Source organism: Donghicola tyrosinivorans (assembly GCF_003003355.1).
GTDB lineage: Bacteria > Pseudomonadota > Alphaproteobacteria > Rhodobacterales > Rhodobacteraceae > Donghicola > Donghicola tyrosinivorans.
Genome location: NZ_PVTQ01000001.1, coordinates 132,166 through 153,182, shown reverse-complemented (window position 1 = coordinate 153,182; position 21,017 = coordinate 132,166). Strand labels below are relative to the sequence as shown.

At 60.6% G+C, this 21,017-nt stretch carries 22 protein-coding genes; 5 read left to right on the top strand and 17 right to left on the bottom strand.

Going from position 1 to position 21,017, the window contains the following annotated elements; translation table 11 throughout:
- Positions 1-4: 4 nt before the first annotated feature.
- Genes CLV74_RS00760 through ftsW form a run of 4 tightly spaced genes read right to left on the bottom strand, consistent with a single transcriptional unit; the run spans position 5 to position 3,927 of the window.
- Positions 5-289 (bottom strand): DUF2484 family protein, encoded by a 285-nt coding sequence (locus CLV74_RS00760; RefSeq protein WP_106262304.1) that lies wholly within the window; start codon positions 287-289, stop codon positions 5-7.
- Complete coding sequence (gene murC / locus CLV74_RS00755) at positions 253-1,653, bottom strand: UDP-N-acetylmuramate--L-alanine ligase (protein ID WP_106262303.1); 1,401 nt, start codon at positions 1,651-1,653, stop codon at positions 253-255. The genes CLV74_RS00760 and murC overlap by 37 nt, the downstream gene beginning before the upstream one ends.
- Positions 1,654-1,669: 16 nt before the next feature.
- Positions 1,670-2,761, bottom strand: coding sequence for a UDP-N-acetylglucosamine--N-acetylmuramyl-(pentapeptide) pyrophosphoryl-undecaprenol N-acetylglucosamine transferase (locus tag CLV74_RS00750; RefSeq protein WP_106262302.1), 1,092 nt, complete (start codon positions 2,759-2,761; stop codon positions 1,670-1,672).
- Entirely contained in the window at positions 2,758-3,927 is a 1,170-nt protein-coding gene (gene ftsW, locus CLV74_RS00745) for a putative lipid II flippase FtsW (RefSeq protein ID WP_106262301.1), read from the bottom strand. The genes CLV74_RS00750 and ftsW overlap by 4 nt, the downstream gene beginning before the upstream one ends.
- Before the next feature lie 127 nt (positions 3,928-4,054).
- Here ftsW and CLV74_RS00740 point away from each other — a divergent pair, with 127 nt between their 5' ends.
- Positions 4,055-5,236, top strand: coding sequence for a BaiN/RdsA family NAD(P)/FAD-dependent oxidoreductase (locus CLV74_RS00740; RefSeq protein WP_106262300.1), 1,182 nt, complete (start codon positions 4,055-4,057; stop codon positions 5,234-5,236).
- 91 nt (positions 5,237-5,327) lie between these two features.
- On the opposite strand, the gene CLV74_RS00735 is transcribed toward CLV74_RS00740, so the two are convergent.
- The 3 genes from CLV74_RS00735 to ftsY all read right to left on the bottom strand — a co-directional run bounded on the left by CLV74_RS00735 (position 5,328) and on the right by ftsY (position 7,998).
- Entirely contained in the window at positions 5,328-5,933 is a 606-nt protein-coding gene (locus tag CLV74_RS00735) for an inner membrane-spanning protein YciB (protein WP_106262299.1), read from the bottom strand.
- An 8-nt stretch (positions 5,934-5,941) separates the two neighbouring features.
- On the bottom strand, positions 5,942-6,844 hold the full coding sequence (locus tag CLV74_RS00730; protein WP_106262298.1) for an EamA family transporter: 903 nt from the start codon (positions 6,842-6,844) through the stop codon (positions 5,942-5,944).
- Between the two features lie 95 nt (positions 6,845-6,939).
- A complete protein-coding gene (ftsY, locus tag CLV74_RS00725) occupies positions 6,940-7,998 on the bottom strand; it encodes a signal recognition particle-docking protein FtsY (RefSeq protein ID WP_106262297.1) in 1,059 nt (352 codons plus the stop codon).
- A gap of 112 nt (positions 7,999-8,110) precedes the next feature.
- Between ftsY and CLV74_RS00720 the strand changes: the two genes are divergently transcribed.
- Positions 8,111-8,503: a hypothetical protein gene (locus CLV74_RS00720; RefSeq protein WP_106262296.1), complete on the top strand. Its 393-nt coding sequence runs from the start codon at positions 8,111-8,113 to the stop codon at positions 8,501-8,503.
- A 1-nt stretch (position 8,504) separates the two neighbouring features.
- Here CLV74_RS00720 and xseA read toward each other — a convergent pair whose 3' ends face one another.
- Positions 8,505-10,049, bottom strand: coding sequence for an exodeoxyribonuclease VII large subunit (gene xseA, locus CLV74_RS00715; protein ID WP_106262295.1), 1,545 nt, complete (start codon positions 10,047-10,049; stop codon positions 8,505-8,507).
- A 72-nt stretch (positions 10,050-10,121) separates the two neighbouring features.
- Here xseA and purD point away from each other — a divergent pair, with 72 nt between their 5' ends.
- Positions 10,122-11,387 (top strand): phosphoribosylamine--glycine ligase, encoded by a 1,266-nt coding sequence (purD, locus tag CLV74_RS00710; protein ID WP_106262294.1) that lies wholly within the window; start codon positions 10,122-10,124, stop codon positions 11,385-11,387.
- 66 nt (positions 11,388-11,453) lie between these two features.
- Here purD and CLV74_RS00705 read toward each other — a convergent pair whose 3' ends face one another.
- Together CLV74_RS00705 and CLV74_RS00700 are read right to left on the bottom strand one after the other, a co-directional pair.
- Complete coding sequence (locus CLV74_RS00705) at positions 11,454-12,176, bottom strand: FG-GAP repeat domain-containing protein (protein ID WP_106262293.1); 723 nt, start codon at positions 12,174-12,176, stop codon at positions 11,454-11,456.
- A 2-nt stretch (positions 12,177-12,178) separates the two neighbouring features.
- A complete protein-coding gene (locus tag CLV74_RS00700) occupies positions 12,179-12,502 on the bottom strand; it encodes a 2Fe-2S iron-sulfur cluster-binding protein (protein WP_106262292.1) in 324 nt (107 codons plus the stop codon).
- 159 nt (positions 12,503-12,661) lie between these two features.
- Between CLV74_RS00700 and CLV74_RS00695 the strand changes: the two genes are divergently transcribed.
- Positions 12,662-13,174 (top strand): peptidoglycan-binding domain-containing protein, encoded by a 513-nt coding sequence (locus CLV74_RS00695; RefSeq protein WP_106262291.1) that lies wholly within the window; start codon positions 12,662-12,664, stop codon positions 13,172-13,174.
- 67 nt (positions 13,175-13,241) lie between these two features.
- Here the strand turns inward: CLV74_RS00695 and CLV74_RS00690 are convergent, their stop codons facing one another.
- From CLV74_RS00690 to CLV74_RS22705, 7 genes are all read right to left on the bottom strand, one after another.
- Positions 13,242-14,678 (bottom strand): DegQ family serine endoprotease, encoded by a 1,437-nt coding sequence (locus CLV74_RS00690; protein WP_106262608.1) that lies wholly within the window; start codon positions 14,676-14,678, stop codon positions 13,242-13,244.
- Positions 14,679-14,821: 143 nt separating this feature from the next.
- The gene (locus CLV74_RS00685; protein ID WP_425430959.1) at positions 14,822-15,022 is read right to left on the bottom strand and encodes a DUF2065 domain-containing protein; all 201 of its coding nucleotides are present in this window, start codon (positions 15,020-15,022) and stop codon (positions 14,822-14,824) included.
- Positions 15,019-15,903: a protease modulator HflC gene (gene hflC, locus CLV74_RS00680; protein ID WP_106262290.1), complete on the bottom strand. Its 885-nt coding sequence runs from the start codon at positions 15,901-15,903 to the stop codon at positions 15,019-15,021. The genes CLV74_RS00685 and hflC overlap by 4 nt, the downstream gene beginning before the upstream one ends.
- Position 15,904: 1 nt before the next feature.
- Positions 15,905-17,050: an FtsH protease activity modulator HflK gene (gene hflK, locus CLV74_RS00675; RefSeq protein ID WP_106262289.1), complete on the bottom strand. Its 1,146-nt coding sequence runs from the start codon at positions 17,048-17,050 to the stop codon at positions 15,905-15,907.
- Positions 17,051-17,115: 65 nt separating this feature from the next.
- Positions 17,116-18,477, bottom strand: coding sequence for a glutathione-disulfide reductase (gene gor / locus CLV74_RS00670; protein ID WP_106262288.1), 1,362 nt, complete (start codon positions 18,475-18,477; stop codon positions 17,116-17,118).
- A gap of 22 nt (positions 18,478-18,499) precedes the next feature.
- A complete protein-coding gene (rpiA, locus tag CLV74_RS00665; protein WP_106262287.1) occupies positions 18,500-19,288 on the bottom strand; it encodes a ribose-5-phosphate isomerase RpiA in 789 nt (262 codons plus the stop codon).
- A gap of 107 nt (positions 19,289-19,395) precedes the next feature.
- Positions 19,396-19,539: a hypothetical protein gene (locus CLV74_RS22705; RefSeq protein WP_170107960.1), complete on the bottom strand. Its 144-nt coding sequence runs from the start codon at positions 19,537-19,539 to the stop codon at positions 19,396-19,398.
- Between the two features lie 100 nt (positions 19,540-19,639).
- On the opposite strand from CLV74_RS22705, the gene CLV74_RS00655 reads away from it, so the two are divergent.
- Positions 19,640-21,013 (top strand): L-serine ammonia-lyase, encoded by a 1,374-nt coding sequence (locus CLV74_RS00655; RefSeq protein WP_106262285.1) that lies wholly within the window; start codon positions 19,640-19,642, stop codon positions 21,011-21,013.
- Positions 21,014-21,017: the final 4 nt, after the last annotated feature.

Here is a 21,017-nt window from a genome sequence, read left to right as displayed (position 1 = left end):
GGGATTACCTCCACAGGTTCTTAAACCAGCGGCCCAAATAGATCACAGGCCACCGCAAAACGGACATCGCGGCGATCAATACCGCCAAACCCATCCAAGGGCCACTGGTGGCAAACACGCCGATCAACACCGGCAGGCCAAGAGCGATCATGATATAGGCAAAGCGCCAGTGATAATCACGCGAGGGCAGCATCGCCGCCACATTGGCGACGATCAACCATACACAGGCCAGCACCAACCAGATCACAGGACTTAACCGTTCAGGCGGGCCGGAAGGTTGTTCGCCCATGCGCTGATGGTCCCCGCCCCAAGGCAGACAACCATATCACCAGGCTGGGTCTGTTCGCGCACTAGACGCTCCAGATCCTCTTCGGAGTGCAGAGCACGCGCATGGCGGTGCCCGTGACGGATCAGACCCGCCACCAGATCATCGCGGGTCGCCCCTTCAATGGGGTCTTCACCGGCGGCAAAAACCTCGGCGATGGCGACCACATCCGCCTCATTGAAGCAGTTGCAAAAGTCTTCGAACAGCGAATGCAGGCGGGTGTAACGGTGCGGCTGGTGGACGGCGATCACGCGACCTTCGGTCGCCTGACGGGCCGCCTTCAGAACAGCGGCGATCTCTACAGGGTGGTGGCCATAATCGTCGATGATCGTGACGCCATTCACTTCGCCCACTTTGGTAAAGCGGCGGTTCACGCCACCAAAGGCGGCCAGCGCGGCGCGGATTTCCTCGGCCTTCATGCCCAGATGACGGGCCACAGCCACAGCCGACAGCGCGTTCGAGACGTTGTGGTCCCCCGGCATCGGCAGCGTGCAGCCTTCGATCACCATATCCTCATTACGCAGGGCAATATCGAAATGGGCCACACCCTTTTCATAGCGCAAGTTCACTGCACGCACGTCTGCTTGGGCGTTAAAGCCATAGGTGGTCACGCGGCGGTCGGTGATCTTGCCTACCAGCGCCTGAACCTCGGGGTGATCAGTGCAGCACACCGCCATGCCATAGAACGGAATGTTCGAAACAAACTGCAAGAAGCCTTCACGCAACGTGTCGAAATCGCCCCAATGCTCCATATGCTCGGGGTCGATGTTGGTCACAATGGCAATGGTCGCGGGCAGTCGGTTAAAGGTGCCGTCGCTCTCGTCGGCCTCAACCACCATCCATTCGCCCTGCCCCATCCGCGCGTTCGAGCCATAGGCATGGATCACGCCGCCGTTGATCACGGTCGGGTCGATGCCGCCTGCCACCAACAGTTCCGCCACCATCGTGGTGGTGGTGGTCTTACCGTGGGTGCCTGCAATCGCGATGTTCGACTTCAGACGCATCAATTCGGCCAGCATCTCGGCGCGGCGCACAACAGGCAAACCGCGGCGACGGGCCTCGTCCAGTTCAGGGTTGCCCCGTTTGATAGCCGAGCTGATCACGACCACTTCGGCCCCTTCAAGGTTCTCGGCCCGCTGGCCTTCGAACACGGTCGCGCCCATGCTTTCCAGACGCTGGGTGATCTTGGACGATTTCAGGTCCGAGCCCTGAACCCTGTAGCCATGGTTGATCAGCACTTCGGCAATGCCGGACATGCCAATACCGCCGATACCGACGAAATGGATCGGGCCCACATCGGTGGGCAACTTGGTTGCAGCAGCGTTCATGTTCTTATGTCTTTCTTCAGTTCGCTTCAGCCAGCGCATCAACCAAAGCAACCAGACGCTCGGTCGCATCAGGTCGGCCAATGGACAAGGCGGCCTGCGCCATGTCGTGGGCCTTGGTGGGCTGGGTTAGAATATCCGTGATGGCCGCAGCCACCGCATTCACCGTAAATTCGCTCTCACGCAGCAGCACAGCGCCGCCAGCTTCCACCACACCGCGGGCATTGGCGGTCTGATGATCACCTGTTGCCGCAGCAAGAGGCACAAGGATCGCTGGCCGCCCGACAACGGTCAAATCCGCCACCGACGACGCACCCGAACGGCTGATCACCAGTTGCGCATTTGCCATGCGCTCTGGCACGTCCGTAAAGAAGGGCTGCACATCGGCGCGCAAACCGGCCTCTTCGTAAAATGCCTTTACCCGCGCCTCATCCTCGCCCCGCGCCTGATGACTGATCCGCAACCGGTCGCGCAATTCAACGGGTAGCGCGGCCATGGCTGCAGGCACCACATCTGACAGAATGCGCGCGCCTTGTGATCCGCCAATGACCAGAATATCCATAGGATGATCGCCGGGCGCGATATAACCCGCCCCCGCTTTGGCCAGAACGGCCCCGCGCACCGGATTGCCGGTGTAGATGCCTTCCACCCCATCGGGCAGATCTGTCGGCCAGGTTCCGCAAGCTACTGTATTCACTTTGGCAGCAAATACCTGATTAACCCGCCCCAGAACACCGTTCTGCTCATGGATCATGCGCGGCAACCCCTTCCAAGAGGCCGCTGCAATCGCCGGAATGCTGGGATAGCCACCAAAGCCTACGACCACCGCAGGGGTATCCGCCCCCATGGCACGCCGAGCGGAAATGATCCCGCCGATGATCTTGAACGGCACCAGCAGCTTTGCCAGCACACCGCCCCGCGCAAAGGTCGCCGAGCTGACTTCTTCGATCTGAACGTCCTTGGGAAAGCCGCCCGTATAGCGCGCACCGCGCGCATCGGTGCTCAGCTTCACCCGCCAGCCCTTGGCCAGCATCGCCTCGGCCAGTGCCTGCGCGGGAAACATATGCCCGCCCGTTCCACCTGCCGCGATCAGAAGAAGGGGTGCACTCATAGCCGTCCGCGTCCTCGCAAAATCTCACCGATCTGGCCCTGAGGCCGCGTGCGGGTAAACGCCAGAAGCATCCCGACTGCAACCCCCATCGCGATCAGGGACGAGCCGCCATAGCTCACAAACGGCAAAGTCATGCCTTTCGCAGGCAAAAGACGCACGGCCACGCCCATATTAATGATCGCCTGAATGCCAAAGCTGCACGCCAGACCCGTACCGGCCAGACGGATAAAGGGATCACGCTCTCGCACCAAGCGCAGCAGCGACCGGATCACCACCACCGCATAAAGGGCGATGATCGCCATCACCAGAACCAGCCCGTATTCCTCGGCCGCCACAGCAATGATGAAATCTGTATGGGCATCGGGCAAAGACCATTTCACTTCGCCCTCACCCACGCCCACGCCAAAGAACCCGCCCTCGCGGATAGCGTTGGTCGCGTAACCTAGCTGGGTGCGCGGATCGACATCCGGGCTTAGGAACCCATCGATCCGGCGGGCAAAGTGTTCACTGTTCGAATAGGCCACAACACCGCCAAAGACGACCATCCCAGCCATCCCCACCAGCAGCATCAACGGAGCGCCCGCGATGAAATACATCACTCCCCAACTGAACAGGATAAGCGCCGATTGACCAAAGTCCGGTTGCATGGCCAGCAACATCACGATCACTACAGTCATGGCAAAAGACAACATGCGCCCCGGCGGGCCGTTCAACTCCTGACTGGCGGCCATCATCCAGGCCGCGGTCACGATGTAGACAGGCTTCAAAAATTCTGACGGTTGGAACGAGGCAAACCCAAGCGAGTACCAGCGCACCGCACCCTTGCCAAAGTCGGTCCCCAGAAACGGCAGGGCGGCCAATGCGGCGAAAGCTCCGATAAAGGCCATCACCGCCAGACGGCGCACCGTCTGCGGCGGCAACATCGAGGTCACGAACATCGCGATAATCGCCATACCGCCGAAAAACGCCTGTCGCTGCACGTAGTGAAAGGGCGCCAAGCCATTTCGGCTCGCCAGCGGCGGCGAGGCCGCAAATCCCAAAAGCATACCCAGCGCGAAAAGCGCCAGAATGCAGGACAGCGTCCATTTATCGACCGTACGCCACCAACGGGGAAGAATAGGATCGCCCGCTTGAACGCGAACGGCGCCATAGACCATTTCTGTCATGGTGACCTGCCGATAGTTGCCTCTGCTCTGTCCCGTTTTCGGGATCTGTTGGTGATTCTATCGTGATTTACACGGTCTGGCCAGAGTCCTCTTGATTCATAGGCAAAATCCCGTCAGTGGCCCACACATGGATACAGATACTCTCATTCTGGGTGCCGGCGCGGCCGGTATGATGTGCGCAGCCCATTCAGGCGGGCGTGTTTTGCTTGTGGACCACGCAAAGGCCCCAGGCGAAAAAATCCGCATTTCTGGCGGGGGGCGCTGCAACTTCACCAACATGTTTGCAGAGCCTACCAATTACATTTCGCAAAACCCCCACTTTGTGAAATCTGCGCTTGCCCGTTACACCCAGTGGGATTTCATCGCTCTGGTCGATCAATACGGTATTCCGTGGCACGAAAAGACTCTGGGCCAGCTGTTTTGCGACACCTCTGCGAAAGACATTATCGCAATGCTGCGCGACTTGATGGCAAAGACCGGTGTCGATCTATGGCTTGAAACCGAAATCGGCGCGGTCGCCCACGATGGAACGCATTTTGTCGTACAACTGAAAAAAGCTGGCAGCACGCGCACGGTGCGGGCGAAAAACCTGGTGCTGGCAACGGGCGGGAAATCGATCCCCAAAATGGGCGCAACCGGAATTGCCTATCAAATTGCCACACAATTTGGACTTGAGGTGACCCCGACACGAGCGGGCCTTGTGCCCTTCACCTTCTCGGACCAGCCCTTTGCCGCGATTTCGGGCACCTCTGTGCCTGCCCGCATCACCGCAGGCACCACCAGCTTTGACGAGGCGCTTCTCTTCACGCACCGCGGCCTTTCCGGCCCTGCGGTGCTGCAAGCCTCATCCTACTGGCACGAGGGCGAGGCAATCACCGTCACCATCGAACCTGAGACCGACTGGCTGAGCCGCCTGAAAGACGCACGCAAAGCCACCCCGCGCCGCCAGATCGGCACCGCGCTGGCCGATCACCTGCCAAAGAAACTGGCGCAGCATCTGGACGACCTTTGGGGCCTGAAAGACCAACTGGCCAACACCACCGATGCCCGCCTGCAAGAGGTCGCCGCGCAGCTTGCTGTGTGGTCCCTGATGCCTGCAGGAACCGAAGGCTACCGAACGGCCGAAGTTACCATCGGCGGGATCGACACCGATGGGCTGTCCTCCAAAACAATGGAGGCGAAATCCGTTCCCGGCCTCTATGCCATCGGCGAATGCGTCGACGTGACCGGCTGGCTTGGAGGGTACAACTTCCAATGGGCTTGGTCTTCGGCCATGGCCGCCGCCCGCGCCATCAGCGCCAAGGGCTAAAGCGGCACATCGCCTATCCATAACAGACCAAGAAAGCAGTATGCGGCCCACATGGGGCCGCATTCCGTCTAATAAGAAAAGAGCAGACGATTTAGTCCTCGGTCTTTTCGATCCCGTATTTCTGGAACAGCTTTCCCTGCGCCATGAAGAAGGCAAAGATCGCGATGGTCAGACCGAAGGTCTTGAAGCTGACCCATGTCTCGGTGCTTTGGGTCCGCCAGATCACCTCGTTCAGGATTGCAAGACCAATAAAGAACGCGCAGACGCGGCGGGTCAGGATCATCCAGCCCTCATGCTCAAGCGGCATGACCTCCTCCATAACCACCCGCAGATAGCTCTGTCCGCGCAAGAGACCAAAGCCAAGTAGACCGCCAAAGATCAGATAGATCAGCGTCGGCTTCATCTTGAAGAACCGGTCATCGTTCAGCCAGACCGAGAGGCCACCGAAAACCACCACCAGAACCAGCGTGACGATCTGCATTTTCGACAAATGGCCGGTCAGACGCCACAGGATCAGGGTGCAGATGACCAGCACGGGGATAAACCCTGCGGTGACAGCGATAAAACCGTCATAGGTCTGGCCACCCACCTCGAAGGTCTTGTCCTTCAGCAGCACATAGGCCGCAAAGAAGGCCAGAACCGGGCCAAGCTCCAACGCGGTTTTCACCATCGGATTGATCTTTTTCGCCGTTGCCATGGGATGTGTCATCCTCCGAATTCAACAATAATTGCCCCGAGCGCGATCAGGGACATCAGCCCGATGCGCCGCGGGCCGACTTTTTCACCCAACACGATCCAGCCGATTGCGGCAGCAAAGACGGTTGAGGTTTCACGCAAGACAGCTGCCTCGCCCACTTTATCCAGACGGGTCGCCAGCATAATGGCGCCAAAGCTGCCGAATGCAATCAGCCCGCCCAATACGCCGCGGACGGCCAGCGGCCCGAGGTCAGGCTTGACCGCCATTTTACGCCAGCGGACAGCCGAGATCATGGGCATCGCCAGACCGTCAAGAAAGAAAAACCATGCAAGGAATGTGAACGGGTCTGCCGTCGCACGGATGCCGTAGGCGTCATAGGTGGTGTAAAGCGCAACAAAGAAGCCCGTGACCACCGCAAAACCAAGGGCCGAGACCAGCGTGTCCCGCGCCACATCGATGGTCCGCAGATTATAGATCGCCAGACCGAAAATCCCCGCAAGCAGCACCCCCACCCCGCCCCATTGGATCAGGCTGAAGGTCTCGCCAAAAATCAGGAAAGCGCCGATGACCGCGAAGAGAGGGCCAGTGCCGCGCACCACCGGATAGACCACAGTGTAGGCGCCACGGGTATATGCCATGGCTTGCAGCAGCTTGTAGGCCAGATGGATCAGGAACATGCCTGCAAAGATCGGCCACATATGGCCCTCGGGCCACGGCACAACAAACAGGGCAAATGGCGCGGCCATCAGGCCGTAGCTGAGATCGATGGCCCCTCGGCTGATCCACGGATCATGACGCCCCTTCTGGAGCGCCCCGAAGAACGCGTGCAGGATCGCCGCGGCAATCGCCAAGAGCAGCGCCAGTTGGTGGCCTGCATCGGTGCCTTCGAGTGATTGAAGCCAAGCGCTCAAGTTGGGGGTCCCGTAAAGTTGGCGCGGTTGGGATCAGGGGGCGCTGCCCCCGGCCGTAAGCGGCCTCCCCCGAGGTATTTATGCCAAGATGAAGATCAGTCGAGGCCGACCAGCGCGCGGGCGAAATCGTCCGGATCGAAGGCGTCCAGATCGTCAATCTGTTCACCCACTCCGATGGCATGGATCGGCAGGCCGAAGCGGTCCGCCAACGCGACCAAGACGCCGCCACGGGCGGTGCCGTCGAGCTTGGTCATCACGAGGCCCGAAACATCGGCGATCTGCTTGAAGATTTCCACCTGCGCCAGCGCGTTCTGGCCCGTGGTGGCGTCCAGAACCAGCAGCGTGTTGTGGGGCGCTTCGGGGTCTTTCTTGCGGATGACGCGGACGATCTTTGCGAGTTCTTCCATCAGGTCCGAGCGGTTTTGCAGGCGGCCTGCAGTGTCGATCATCAGAAGGTCAGCGCCTGTGGCTTCGGCCTTTGTCATGGCCTCGAACGCGAGGCTGGCGGGGTCCGAGCCTTCGGGCGCGGTGAGGACCGGCACGTCGGCCCGCTGACCCCAGACCTGAAGTTGTTCGACAGCGGCAGCGCGGAAGGTGTCACCGGCGGCGATCACCACATTCTTGCCAGCGGCTTTGAACTGGCTGGCAAGCTTGCCGATGGTCGTGGTTTTGCCCGAGCCGTTCACGCCGACCACCAGCACCACTTGTGGGCGCTTGGGGTAGATCGGCAGGGGGCGTGCGACGCCCTCCATGATGCGGGCGATTTCCTTTGCCAGAAGCTCTTTGACCTGATGCTGGCTGAGGCGCTGCCCCATATGACCTGCGGCAAGGTTTGCGGCCACGCGCTGTGCAGTTTCCACGCCCATGTCAGAGGCGACCAGCAGGTCCTCCAGCTCTTCGAGCATATCATCGTCGAGGGTCCGGCGCGGGGTGTTATCACCGCCTGTCAGACGCGAGAGCAGACCGCCGCGCGCAGGCTCGGACGGCGCGGCAACTGGCGCGCTTTGGGCCGTGCTTTGGGCCGGTGCTGCGACGGGGGCCTCTACCTCGGAGGTCTCTTCGTCTGCGCCATCCTCGATCAGTGCCTCAAGACCCTGATCCAGCTTGGACGAGGATTTGAACATACGGTCGCGAAGCTTGCGGAAAAAAGCCATGGGACGTCCTTTTCTGGGCTGAGACACAGGTAAACCTTCTGGGCGCGAAAGAAAAGGCAGGGCGACAGGGCAAATGTATCCGATTACAGTTGGCTGAGTGCAGGAAGGTGCAATGGGCCCGAGACTTGGAATTCTGATCATGCTGGCCACGGGGCCGGCGCTTGCCGCGCCCATGGACGGGATCGCGTTTGAGGCCCATGTGGCAGGGCGCACCTTTGAATACAGCCTTGGCGGGATTGTCTTTGGTGCCGAGACCTATCTGGCAGATCGCCGAGTGGTCTGGTCCTTTCTGGACGGGCGCTGTTATGGAGGGCGCTGGTATCCGCAGGACGGCGCCATCTGCTTTGAGCACGAAGGGCGTGATGAGGCCCAATGTTGGGCCTTCGCCGCCGACGGAGAGGGCATGAGCGCACAGTTCGTCAGCGCCCCTGACGGAGATAAGTTATATGCGATCACTCCCCGCGCGGCCCCGCTGGACTGCGCGGATGGATTGCCCAGCGTGTGAGTTAGAACAGGCTGCCTTGCTGGGGCGGCTCATCCTTGGATTTGCGCGATTTCGCGGGGGCGCTGCCCACGGCAAAGCGGCCGTCAGCAAATTCGATCTCAAGGCAGGTGGCAGCTTTTGCCTGCTCGGTTGAGGTGATGACCTCATCCCCAGAACGGACCACTGCATAGCCCCGCTCAAGGGTCTTACGATAACTGAGCGTATCCAGCAGGCGCGATGCAGCAGTGATCCGGTCCTGCTGTTGGCGCGCCAGACGGGATTGTGCATCGATCAGGCGCTGGGTCAGGCGATCAAGTTCGGTCTGTTTGCGGGTGATATCGGCCACCAGCGCCTCGGGGCGCAGGCGGGCGGCGCGGGCTGACAGGGCCTCGGACCGAGCCGCGATCAGGCGGGTTTGGGCCGGTGTCAGGCGGGTGGCCGCATTGGCAACGCGCTGCGCCTCATGGGCGACGGCGCGGCGCAAAGTGGCAGGACGCAGGCTGCCCGACAGGTCCGACAAGGCCAAACGGTGGCGGTCTACGCCGCGGCGCAGGGCGGCAGGCAGACGGTCGCCCGCATAGTCAAGGCGCTGGCGCGCGGTTTCCACCAGACGTTCGGGGCGCGGCAAGGCGCGGGACAAATCACGCAGACGCTGGCCGCGTTGGGTCAGATCACGCTCTAACCCACGGGTCAGGCGGGCGCCCTGCCCGTCCAGCCATCCCATCAGCTCTAGCCGCACCGGCACCGCCAGTTCGGCCGCAGCCGTGGGCGTGGGAGCACGGCGGTCACTGACGTAATCGATCAGCGTGGTATCGGTTTCGTGCCCCACCGCCGAGATCAGCGGAATATCCGAGGCCGCCGCTGCGCGGGCGACGGATTCTTCGTTAAAGCCCCAGAGATCTTCGATTGAGCCGCCCCCACGGGCGACGATCAGCAGATCGGGACGGGGCAGCGCACCGCCGGGGGTCAGACGGTTAAAGCCTTCGATGGCGCGGGTCACTTCGGGGGCGCATTGATTGCCTTGAACGGCCACCGGCCAGATCAGCACCTTGCGCGGGAAGCGGTCGCGCAGGCGGTGCAGGATATCGCGGATCACCGCGCCCGAGGGCGAGGTTACAACGCCGATGACTTCGGGCAGATAAGGCAGGGGCCGCTTTCGGGCGGGATCGAACAGCCCCTCGGCCTCAAGCTTTTTCTTGCGGGCCTCCAGCATGGCCATCAAGGCCCCCATTCCGGCGGGACGCATATCCTCGATCACCATCTGGTATTTCGACTGGCCGGGGAAGGTGGTCAGGCGGCCGGTGGCGATCACCTCAAGTCCCTCTTCGGGGCGGGTTTCCAGACGGCTGGCGACGCCTTTCCAGATCACCGAGGCCAGAACCGAGCGGTCATCTTTGAGGTCCAGATAGACGTGACCTGATCGCGGAAAGCTGACGCGACCCACTTCGCCGCGAATCTTTATGTGGCTGAATTCACCTTCGACCATGCGTTTGACCGCTCCGGAGATCTCGGAAACGGTAAATTCGGGGGCATTTCCCCCTGTTGTGTCATCTTCGAAAAGGTCCATGCGGCCCTCGCTTGTCACTGCTCGGTTCACAAACTAGAACGCCCGCAACGAAAACCCAAGCGGGAGTAGCCCATGAACATCCTGATCCTCGGCGGCGGTGGCCGCGAACATGCGTTGGCGTGGGCCGTGTCCCAGAACCCCAAGTGCGATAAACTGATCGTTGCGCCCGGCAATGCAGGCATCGCGCAAGTGGCCACTTGCGCCGCGCTGAACGCCGAAGACCCCTCTGCCGTTGTACAGTTCGCAGAGGCCGAAGCTATTGATCTGGTCATCATCGGCCCCGAAGCCCCCTTGGCCGCAGGTGTCGGTGATCGTCTGCGCGAAGCAGGCTTTCCGGTCTTCGGCCCCAATCAGGCGGCGGCGCGTCTGGAAGCCTCAAAGAGCTTTACCAAAGAGATCTGTGATGCGGTTGGCGCGCCCACGGCAGCTTATGCCCGCTTCACCGAGGCCGAGCCTGCCAAAGCCTACATCCGTGAACAAGGCGCGCCCATCGTGGTGAAGGCCGATGGTCTGGCGGCCGGCAAAGGCGTGATCGTGGCGATGGAAGAGCAAGAGGCGCTGGACGCTATTGACGACATGTTCGGTGGCGCCTTCGGCGCGGCTGGCGCGGAAGTGGTGATCGAAGAGTTCATGACAGGCGAAGAGGCCAGCTTTTTCGTACTGGTGGATGGCGATCAGGTGCTGCCTGTTGGCACTGCGCAGGACCACAAGCGCGTGGGCGAAGGCGACACCGGCCCCAACACCGGCGGCATGGGGGCCTATAGCCCTGCCCCGATCATGGATGATGCGGTGACCAACAAGGCGCTGGAAGAGATCGTGCGCCCGACCATGGCCGAGATGGCCCGTCGCGGCACCCCTTATTCGGGCGTGCTCTATGTGGGCCTGATGATCGAGAACGGCCAGCCGCGCCTAGTGGAATACAACGTCCGTTTCGGTGATCCCGAGTGTCAGGTCCTGATGATGCGCCTTGGCGCACAGGCGCTGGACCTGATGCAGGCCTGTGCCGAAGGGCGTCTGTCCGAGATGACTGTAAACTGGGCCGAAGATCACGCGATGACCGTGGTGATGGCCGCTGAGGGCTATCCGGGTGCCTATGAGAAGGGTTCGGTCATTGGCGGGCTGGACGCTCTGCCCGAAGACAGCAGCAACATGGTGTTCCATGCGGGCACCAAACTGATGGATGGCAAGGTTACCGCGAATGGTGGCCGTGTGCTGAACGTCACGGCCCGTGGGGAAAATCTGGCCGAGGCCCGTGACCGTGCCTATGGCATGGTGGATGCGATCGACTGGCCGCAGGGCTTCTGCCGCCGAGATATCGGGTGGCGTCAGCTGGGGTAAGGGGCGCTGCCCCCTTGGCGCCCTAGAGGGCGCCAATTCCCCCGAGGTATTTTTGCCAAGATGAAGTCAGGGCGTGCAGTCTAGCGCGCCCTGAATGCTTTTCGGGCCTGTGTAGGGCGCGATGGGTTCGGTTGTGAGGGTTTCGCCGCTGAGGGTGGTGGACTGGATTTGGGTCCAATCTGCATCGGCGGTAATGATTTCCGGCAGGCCACCGCAGGTCCGGATGCCGCCAAGAATAAAGTCCCAGCCGATCTGGTGGTTGGTGAGGCCTTTGAGGTCTGCAACAGGCGTCAGGGTCGCTTTGTTGCCTGCGGCTTCATAGCGCCAGATGCGCAGGGTTTTGGCCAGATGGGGCCGGTCGATATAGGCGATCTCTGTCTGGCCATCCCCGTCGAGGTCGGCGGCGCCAATGACCGAAAGCCAACGGAAGCGCTGACCGATGAACGGGGTGGCCGCGGCGAGGCCGAGCGCATCTTTGTGCAAGTGGTAGATCGCGAGGCGTGCGCCGAAGGTCTCATGACTTTCGACGGTGAGGACTTCGGGTGCGCCGTCGCCGTCCAGATCGGCAAGGCGGGGGGCAGTGTCCTCAAAGACAATCTGATCTGACCAACGAAGGGTGAGACTACGCCCCTGATCCGTTGTGATTGTCAGACTGTCATGTTCGACGGGATCGCCAAGCGCTCCGTGCGGATAGCGGGTGGTTTCTCCGCTATAGGTCGCGCCGGTGATCTGTTCCGCCGCAGCAGGTGCGGCGGCCATAGCAAGCAATATGGCCAGCCGCGCGAGCATGATCAGATCTGCTTTTCGGGCAGGTGGACGACCAGACCGTCAACCGCGTCGGTGACTTTGATCTGGCAGGTCAGGCGCGAACGTGCGGGGTCTGGCTGATAGGCAAAGTCCAGCATGTCCTCTTCCATCATGTCCTTGGCGGGCAGTTTTTCTACCCAAGCTTCATCCACATAGACGTGGCAGGTCGAGCAGGCGCAAGCGCCGCCGCAGTCGGCCTCGATCCCCGGAATGCCGTTGTCGCGGGCGCCTTCCATCACGGTCAGACCGTTTGCAACGTCGACCACATGTTCTTTGCCGGAATGCTCGATGTAAGTGATTTTGGCCATTTGCTGGTATTCCCTTGCTGTTCGCATCTTACCTAATCAATGCCTTCTTCGTTCGCCAGTGAGAAGTGGCGCTTTGCCACAAGCGGGCTGTTCGTCACCGAAATCTCGCGCTAATGTGCAGCAAAACGGGGCTAGCGGCCTGAAATACAGGATAATTCCATGCGTAAAACGGGTTCGGCGATCTTGGCATCCGTCTTGTTGACAGGATGCGGGGACAGTGCGCCGCCGTTTTCCCTGCCCGAAGAGACCCCCGAAATTGCCCTGCATGCCTATGGTCCTGCGCCAGATCGGGAACCTGGTACGTGCTGGGGGCTGGAGACAAAACCGGCGGTGATCGAGACTGTGACCGAGCAGGTGTTGATCTCGGACAGCGGGGCGGCCCCTGTTTACCAGACAGAGACCCGCCAGACGATCGTGGAAGAGCGGCAGGAAATCTGGTTCCGCACCCCTTGTGAAAGCGAGATGACGCCGGACTTTATCGCCTCTCTCCAGCGGGCACTGTATGCGCGGGGCTATCTGAGCGGGGCGTTGGACGGGGTATTGGACAAGCGCACACGGCAAGCCATTCTGAAGCTGCAACAAGAGCAAGGTCTGGACAGCGATATCCTTAGCCTTGAGGCCGCCCGCAGTTTGGGTCTGGTGGCCTACGGGCGCGAGGTCTTTGCCCGCTGATTGCCAGCCATGGAACGAAAAAGGGCGCCTGCTATGGCGCCCTTTTCTTTTGTCATGATGACCGACCTTATTCGTCGACGCCAAGGGCGACAAAGCGGGGATCATTGTTACGGCGGACCAGCAGCAGCAGGGATTTGCGGCCAGCGTCGCGGGTCTCTTGGATGCTAGCCTCTAGCGCGCCAATCGTATCGACGGGTTGCTGACCGGCTTCGGTGATCACATCGCCAGCCCGCAGACCTTTTTCAAAGGCCTGAGTGGTCTCGTCGATCTCGACCACCAGCAGACCGGTCAGATCGGCGGGCAGGTTCATCTCTTCGCGGTTGGTGGCGGAGAGTTCCGACAGAGTCATCCCAAGCACCTTTGCCGAGCTGGGAGTCTGCTCGACCACAGCTTCTTCGATGGGCGTGCCTTCTGCGGTTTCGCGGCGGCCCAAAGTGACCTTGATCGTCTGGGTCTGACCATCGCGCAGGATCACCACGCGAACGGCTTTGCCGACCTCGGTATTGCCCACCTGACGGACCAGACCGCGGGTGTCATCAACGTCGACGCCATCGAAGCTGGTGATCAGATCGCCTGCCTGAATACCCGCATCCATCGCAGGGCCTTCAGGAACATCGGTGACCAGCGCGCCTTTGGCAGCTTCAAGACCCATGGCCTCGGCCACGTCAGCGGTCACGTCCTGAATGCGAACGCCAAGCCAGCCACGACGGGTTTCGCCAAACTCTTGCAACTGATGTACAACGTTTTGGACGACGTTCGACGCCATCGAGAAGCCGATCCCGATCGAGCCGCCGTTGGGCGACAGGATCGCGGTGTTCACGCCGACCACTTCGCCAGCCATGTTGAACAGCGGCCCGCCCGAGTTGCCGCGGTTAATGGCAGCGTCGGTCTGGATGTAGTCATCATAGCTGCCCGAAAGCTCTCGGTTGCGGGCCGAGACGATACCGGCCGAGACCGAAAAGCCCTGTCCCAGCGGGTTACCAACGGCCAGCACCCAGTCACCTACACGGGCGGTGTCGCTGTCGCCAAAGGGCACGTGGGTCAGGGGCTCGGTCGCCTCGACCTTGAGAAGGGCGATGTCGGTTTTCGGGTCGGTCCCGATCACCTCGGCGGCAAGGTTTTTGCCGTCGGTGAATTCGATCATGATCTCATCCGCGCCTTCGATGACGTGGTTGTTGGTCACGACGAAACCGTCTTCGGAAATCACAAAGCCCGAACCCAGAGCCGAGCTGCGACGGGGCTGTTGCGGCCCGCCTTGCTGGTCACGGAACTGGCGGAAAAAATCGTCAAAGGGCAGCCCCTCGGGCAGTTCGGGGCCGGGATTTGCGGCCGCCTCGACCATGGTGCTGGTGGTGATGTTAACAACGGCAGGACTGACCTTTTCGGCCAGATCCGCAAAGCTGTCAGGGGCGGCGCGTACGGTGGTGGCTACGCCTTGAGCCACCAGCAGCACCATTGCAAGCGCCGTGAGCCACACGACCCGCGCAGAGGCGGGACGGGCCATGGCAGCGGTCTTGGAACGTGAAATCAACGAAGAGTCTCCTTTGTGAAACGCCTGCGAACGTGTCGCCTGTTGTTTCAGATAGGTGTGCAAATGCGCAACACAAACGATGTAAGATTATTTCAAGTCCATGTGATGAATTGAAATCAATGGGGCAGAACATCCCCTGCAATCCACACCAGCACAACCCCGATCGCCAAACAGATCAACCCAATAAAGCGTCGATCTTCCAAGCTGAGTTGACGCAAGGCCTCTAGCATCCGCTCAATAAACGAAGGGGCCAGCGCATAGGCCAGCCCCTCGGTTATCAGAACCAGCCCAACGGCCAGAATGACAAAGTCGATCATTCGGTGCCGGCCGGTTTTTCACTACGCAGATAATCGAAGAACTGGCTATCCGGCGTCAGAACCATCGCGCTGTTATCGCCACGCAGAGCAGTCTCATAGGCCTGCAACGAGCGGTAAAAGGCGAAGAATTCCGGATCGGCACCAAAGGCTTCGGCGTAGACACGGTTGCGTTCCGCGTCTGCTTCACCGCGTACGGTCTGCGCTTCGCGTTCGGCTTCCGACAGGGTCTCAACCACGGTACGGTCAGCTTGTGCGCGCACACGCTGCGCCGCTTCGTTACCGCGGGCGATCTCGTCTGCGGCTTCCCGTTCACGCTCGGCGCGCATACGGGCGAAGGTGGCTTCAAGGTTCTGCGTGGGAAGGTTGGTCTGTTTCAAACGTACGTCCACGACGTCCAGACCAAGGCTGCGGGCAGAGGCGCGGGCGTTGTCGCGGATACGCAGCATCAGCGCGCCACGCTCTTCCGACAGGATGGTGTCCGAGGTCACCTGATCGGCACCCAGAACCTCACGGATCTGCGCATTCAGGATTGAGGCCAGACGGTCTTCGGCAGCGCGAATCCCCCCTACACCAACGGCCTGACGGAACTGGACCACATCCGCGATCCGGTAGCGGGTAAATGCATCAACCACCAGACGACGGTCATCCGAGGGGGTGACCTCGATCACGTCGGTGTCCAGCGACAGGATACGGTCGTCGTATTTCACGACTTCCTGAATCAGCGGAATTTTGAAGGCCAGTCCGGGCTGCTCTTTGACGGCCTTGATCTGGCCGAATTGCATCACCAGTGCCTTTTCGCGTTCATCCACCACGAAAAGCGAGGACATCACGACGACAACAGCAACAATCAGTGCGGGCAGGAGAATTGCAGACTTCCGCATCTTAGTTTCCTCCCTGCGCGGTAGAGTTCCGGTTCAGCTCGTTCAGGGGCAGGTAAGGCACAACGCCGCTTTGCCCGTTCACGATGGCATCATCCAGAATGGTTTTGTCCACGTCACCAAGGACCTTTTCCATGGTCTCGATGTACAGACGACGACGGGTCACTTCGGGCGCTTTCTGGTATTCGCCCAGAACGGCGCTGAAGCGGTCCGCCTCACCCAAAGCCTCGTTGACCACGCGGGCGCGGTAACCTTCGGCCTCTTCCAGCGTTTCGGCTGCTTTACCACGGGCTTCTGCCAGAACGCGGTTCGCGTAGGCATCGGCCTGACGTTGCAGACGATCACGTTCCTGTTCGGCGGCCTGAACTTCGCGGAAGGCGTCGATCACCTCATTGGGGGGATCGGCCTTATCAAGGTTCACACGGACGATGGTGATACCGCTGTCATATTCATCCAGCGTCGACTGGATGTTCTGCATGGCGGTGTCAGCAATCAGACCACGATCACGGTTCAGGATCGGAGCAAGGTTCGAGGCAGCGATAATCTCGCGCATGACCGATTCAGACACGGCCTGAACGGTCAGCTGCGGATCACGGATGTTGAACAGCAGCTTGGCGGGATCATTGATGTTCCAGACCACCTGGAAATCGATATCCACGATGTTCGCGTCTGTGGTCAACATCAGCCCGTTGCCGTTACCGCTGCGGGACATGCCCACATCTTCGGTCCGCTCCGAGGTCACATTGATCACATCCGCCGAGACCAGCGGCCAAGGCGCAAAGTTCAGACCCGGATTGCCGGTGCGATAGTATTCGCCAAGGAACAATTCGACCGACTGCTCTTCGGGTTTGACCGTGTAAAAGCTGGACGCAGCCCAGAGACCTGCGGCCACCAGCACGCCAATCACAGCCGTCCCGCGCGAGAATTTGGGCCCGCCAGAGCCCCCTGCCCCACCGGTTCCGCCGCCTTTGCCACCGCGACCACCCATCAAGACGCGCAGTTGTTCCTGCCCTTTCTTGACGATCTCATCGATCTCCGGAATCTGCGGGTCGTTGTTTTTGGGCGGGCGTCCGCCTCCGTTCGGCCCGCGACTTCCGCCGCCGCCGCCAGAGCCACCGCCGCCCCAGGGCCCGCTACCGTTTCCAGCCATATAGCCTCTTCCCTCTCGTTTCTTTGTGTTCTCTGGCCCATAACCTGTGGATTGGGCCAGAGATTTCAAGCCGTACGCGTCGGTTTCCGCATGGTCACCAGTTCTTCCGACATGGTCGGGTGAACGGCGCATACGCGATCAAAGTCTTCTTTCGTCGCACCCATTTTAACGGCGATACCCGCCATCTGGATCATTTCACCCGCACCCGGCGCGACGATGTGGCACCCCAGAACCTTGCGGGTTTCTTTGCTGACAATCAACTTCATCAGGACACGTTTTTGCTGACCGGCGAACGATGTTTGCATCGGACGGAACGAGGTGCTGTAAACCTCAATCGGTTCCTGCTGTGCCGCCTGCTCTTCGCTGAGGCCAACAGTGCCCATTTCGGGCTGAGTGAAGACCGCGCTGGGGATCAAGTCATGATCAACAGCGGTCTTGTTGCCTTTGAAGACGGTTTCCACAAAGGCCATACCTTCACGGATCGCCACAGGGGTCAGATTCACGCGGTTGGTCACATCGCCAATCGCGTAGATCGAGGGCACTGCCGTCTGGCTGTACTTGTCCACGACAATCTCGCCCGCGCGGCCAAGCTTCACGCCGACCTCTTCCAGACCCATGTCGTCGGTCATGGGCTTGCGGCCCGTGGCAAACAGCACCACGTCGAATTCGGCCTCATGCCCGTTCGAGCCCTTTGTCCAGATCGCGCCGCTGTCGGTCTTTTTCATCTCAAGCACGTTGGTGCCGGTGTGAATATCGATGCCGTTGTCGCGCATTTCATCGGCGATCAGGCCGCGGGCCTCATCATCGAAACCGCGCAGGATCTGTGCGCCACGATAATAGAGGGTGGTTTCCACCCCGAGGCCATTCATGATGCCTGCAAATTCGCAGGCAATGTAGCCGCCGCCGACGATCAGGATGCGCTTGGGCATTTCGGGCAGGTGGAAAATATCGTCCGAAACAATGCCCAATTCCGCCCCCGGCATATCGGGACGCACAGGCGTGCCGCCGGTCGCGATCAGGATATGTTTGGCGGTTTTGCGGGTGCCATCGGCAAGCTCAACCGTATGGGCATCTGCGATCTTGGCGCGCTGGTCAAAGGTCTCAACCCCGGAGCCAGCCAGAAGGCGACGATAGACCCCTTCTAGACGATCCAGTTCCTCAACCAGTTTGCCGTGGAAGGTGTTCCAGTTGAAATCGGTGATGCTGGCGGACCAGCCATAGGCCTCGGCCTCAGCGGCCATGCCGCTGTATTCACTTGCGAAAACCATCAGCTTCTTAGGCACGCAGCCGCGAATAACACAGGTGCCCCCATAGCGGTCACCCTCTGCCAGCGCGACCTTCGCGCCCGCCTCGCCTGCTGCAACACGCGCCGCACGTACACCGCCCGAACCGCCACCGATCACGAAAAGATCGTAGTCGAAATCCATTGTTTCCCTTTCAGCCTGAGGCTTAATCGTTCAGGTCACGGAACAGATTGTCGCTTTCGACGAATTCGATCTGCGACTCTTCTACCGTGCCATTGTTAATATCGCGGGTCTCAACGCGGCCATCGCCATAGCCGACAACCACCTGATCGCAGATATCTATGAACAGCCCGTTTTCAACCACACCCGGCACCTGATTGATCACCATTGCCATCTGACGCGGGTTTCCGATGCGTTTCAGATGCAGATCGATGATGTAATTGCCTTCTTCGGTCACATACGGGCGGTCCCCGTTCATCCGCAGGGCGCTAAGATAGCCCATGACGTCCAGACTGCCGATCATTTCCTCGATCAGCGCCTTGCTGGTCTGCCAGCCAAAGGGGATCACCTCGACCGGCAAGGGGAAGGCCCCCAGCGTTTCAACGGCCTTGGCCGCATCCGCGATCACCACCATCTGGTCGCTGGCCGTGGCCACAATCTTTTCCTGAAGCAGTGCGCCACCGCCCCCTTTGATCAGGTTCAGATCCCCGTCGAATTCATCCGCCCCATCGATGGTCAGGTCCAGCCATTTGGCCTCATCCAGACTGACCACCTTGATGCCAACGCTGCGGGCCAGTTCCGCCGTGCGGGTCGAGGTCGGCACCCCGATCACATTCAGGCCGTCATGCCGGACCAATTCGCCAAGGCAGCGCACCATCCATGCGGCAGTGCTGCCCGTGCCAAGACCAACACGCATACCGTCTTCAACAAACTCGACCGCCCGCTTGGCGGCGACAAACTTGGCCTTGTCGATTGGCGACAATTCTCCGGTCATCCCAAGAACTCCGTAAGTGTTCGCAGCGCTTATAAGTGACTTGCGACCATTGTGCGAGGGCGAAGCCCCACGGCTGGCGCCGATGACCGGCATGTAAATGACTTTGCTCACGGAATCAGGCCGGACTTGCGGATGGAATAGAGGCCCAGATTGGCCTGCCAAGGGCCGAAGGGCAAGCAGACCTCCCACCGTTTGGCCATCGCGGCAGTGCGGGAATACCCTACTGTGCCGAAGCCGAATTCACAGAACATGACGCGCTGATAAGGCGTTGGGTCGTTTTCAGTGGCGTGAAAGCGCCGCAAAAAGCTGACTGTGAAATGAATAATGGCCCTTAGCCCGACAGGTCAGACAATGTTCCTTTCCGTATTCGACATGTTCAAAATCGGCGTGGGGCCGTCCTCGTCCCATACGATGGGACCAATGGTTGCCGCCGCGCGGTTCCTTGACCGCCTGCGAGCCGCGCCCTTTTCGGCGCATGGGCTGAAGGGCTCGCTCCATGGGTCACTGGCGTTTACAGGTGTGGGCCACGCCACAGACCGCGCAACCATCCTTGGCCTGGCCGGTTTCACCCCGCAGGACTATGACGCGCAAAAGGCAACGGCCGCGCTGGCTGAGATTGAGGCATCGGGAACCGTCTCGCCCCCTGATCTGGGCACGCTGGCATTCCAGCCGAAAACCGATCTGGTCTTTGACTATGATCATGCCCTGCCCGGTCATGCGAACGGCATGATCCTGATGGCCACGGACGCCCAAGGCGACGTGATCTTGCAAGAGATCTACTATTCCATCGGCGGCGGCTTTGTTCTGACCGCTGACGAACTGGCCGCAGGCGCTGACAAGGACGAAGGCGATCCGGTCCCTTTCCCCTTCAAATCCGCCGCTGAAATGCTGGATATGGCAGCCAACAGCGGCAAGACCATCGCGGGCATGAAACGCGCCAATGAACTGACCCGTCGCGGCCCCAATGCGCTGGACCAAGGGCTGACCCGCATCTGGGAAGTCATGGAGGCCTGCATGAACCGCGGCCTTGAGACCGGCGGCATCCTGCCCGGTGGCCTGAACGTCAAACGCCGTGCACCGAAGATTCTGGAATCTCTTGAGGCCGAGCGGGGCATGAACCTGACCGCGCCCCACACGATCAATGACTGGATGAGCTGCTATGCCATGGCAGTCAACGAAGAGAATGCCGCAGGTGGGCAGGTAGTCACCGCCCCCACAAATGGCGCGGCGGGTGTGGTGCCTGCCACGATCCGCTATTGGCTGGACCATGTTCCGGGGGCCAGCCGTGCGCGCATTCCTGATTTCCTGCTGACCGCCGCCGCCATCGGCGGGCTGGTCAAGTACAACGCCAGCATAAGCGGGGCCGAAGCGGGCTGTCAGGCCGAGGTCGGCAGCGCAAGCGCCATGGCGGCAGCGGGCCTTTGCGCCGTTCTTGGCGGCACGCCCGAGCAGATAGAGAACGCCGCCGAAATCGCGCTGGAACATCACCTTGGCATGACCTGCGATCCCGTGCGCGGCTTGGTGCAGGTTCCGTGTATCGAACGCAACGGATTGGGTGCGATCAAAGCGGTCAGCGCAGCAAGTCTTGCTTTGCGCGGCGATGGCACGCACCTTGTGCCTCTGGACGCCTGTATCGAGACCATGCGCCAGACCGGAGCCGACATGAGCGAGAAGTACAAAGAGACATCGCTCGGAGGGCTGGCGGTGAATATCCCGAACTGCTGAGACC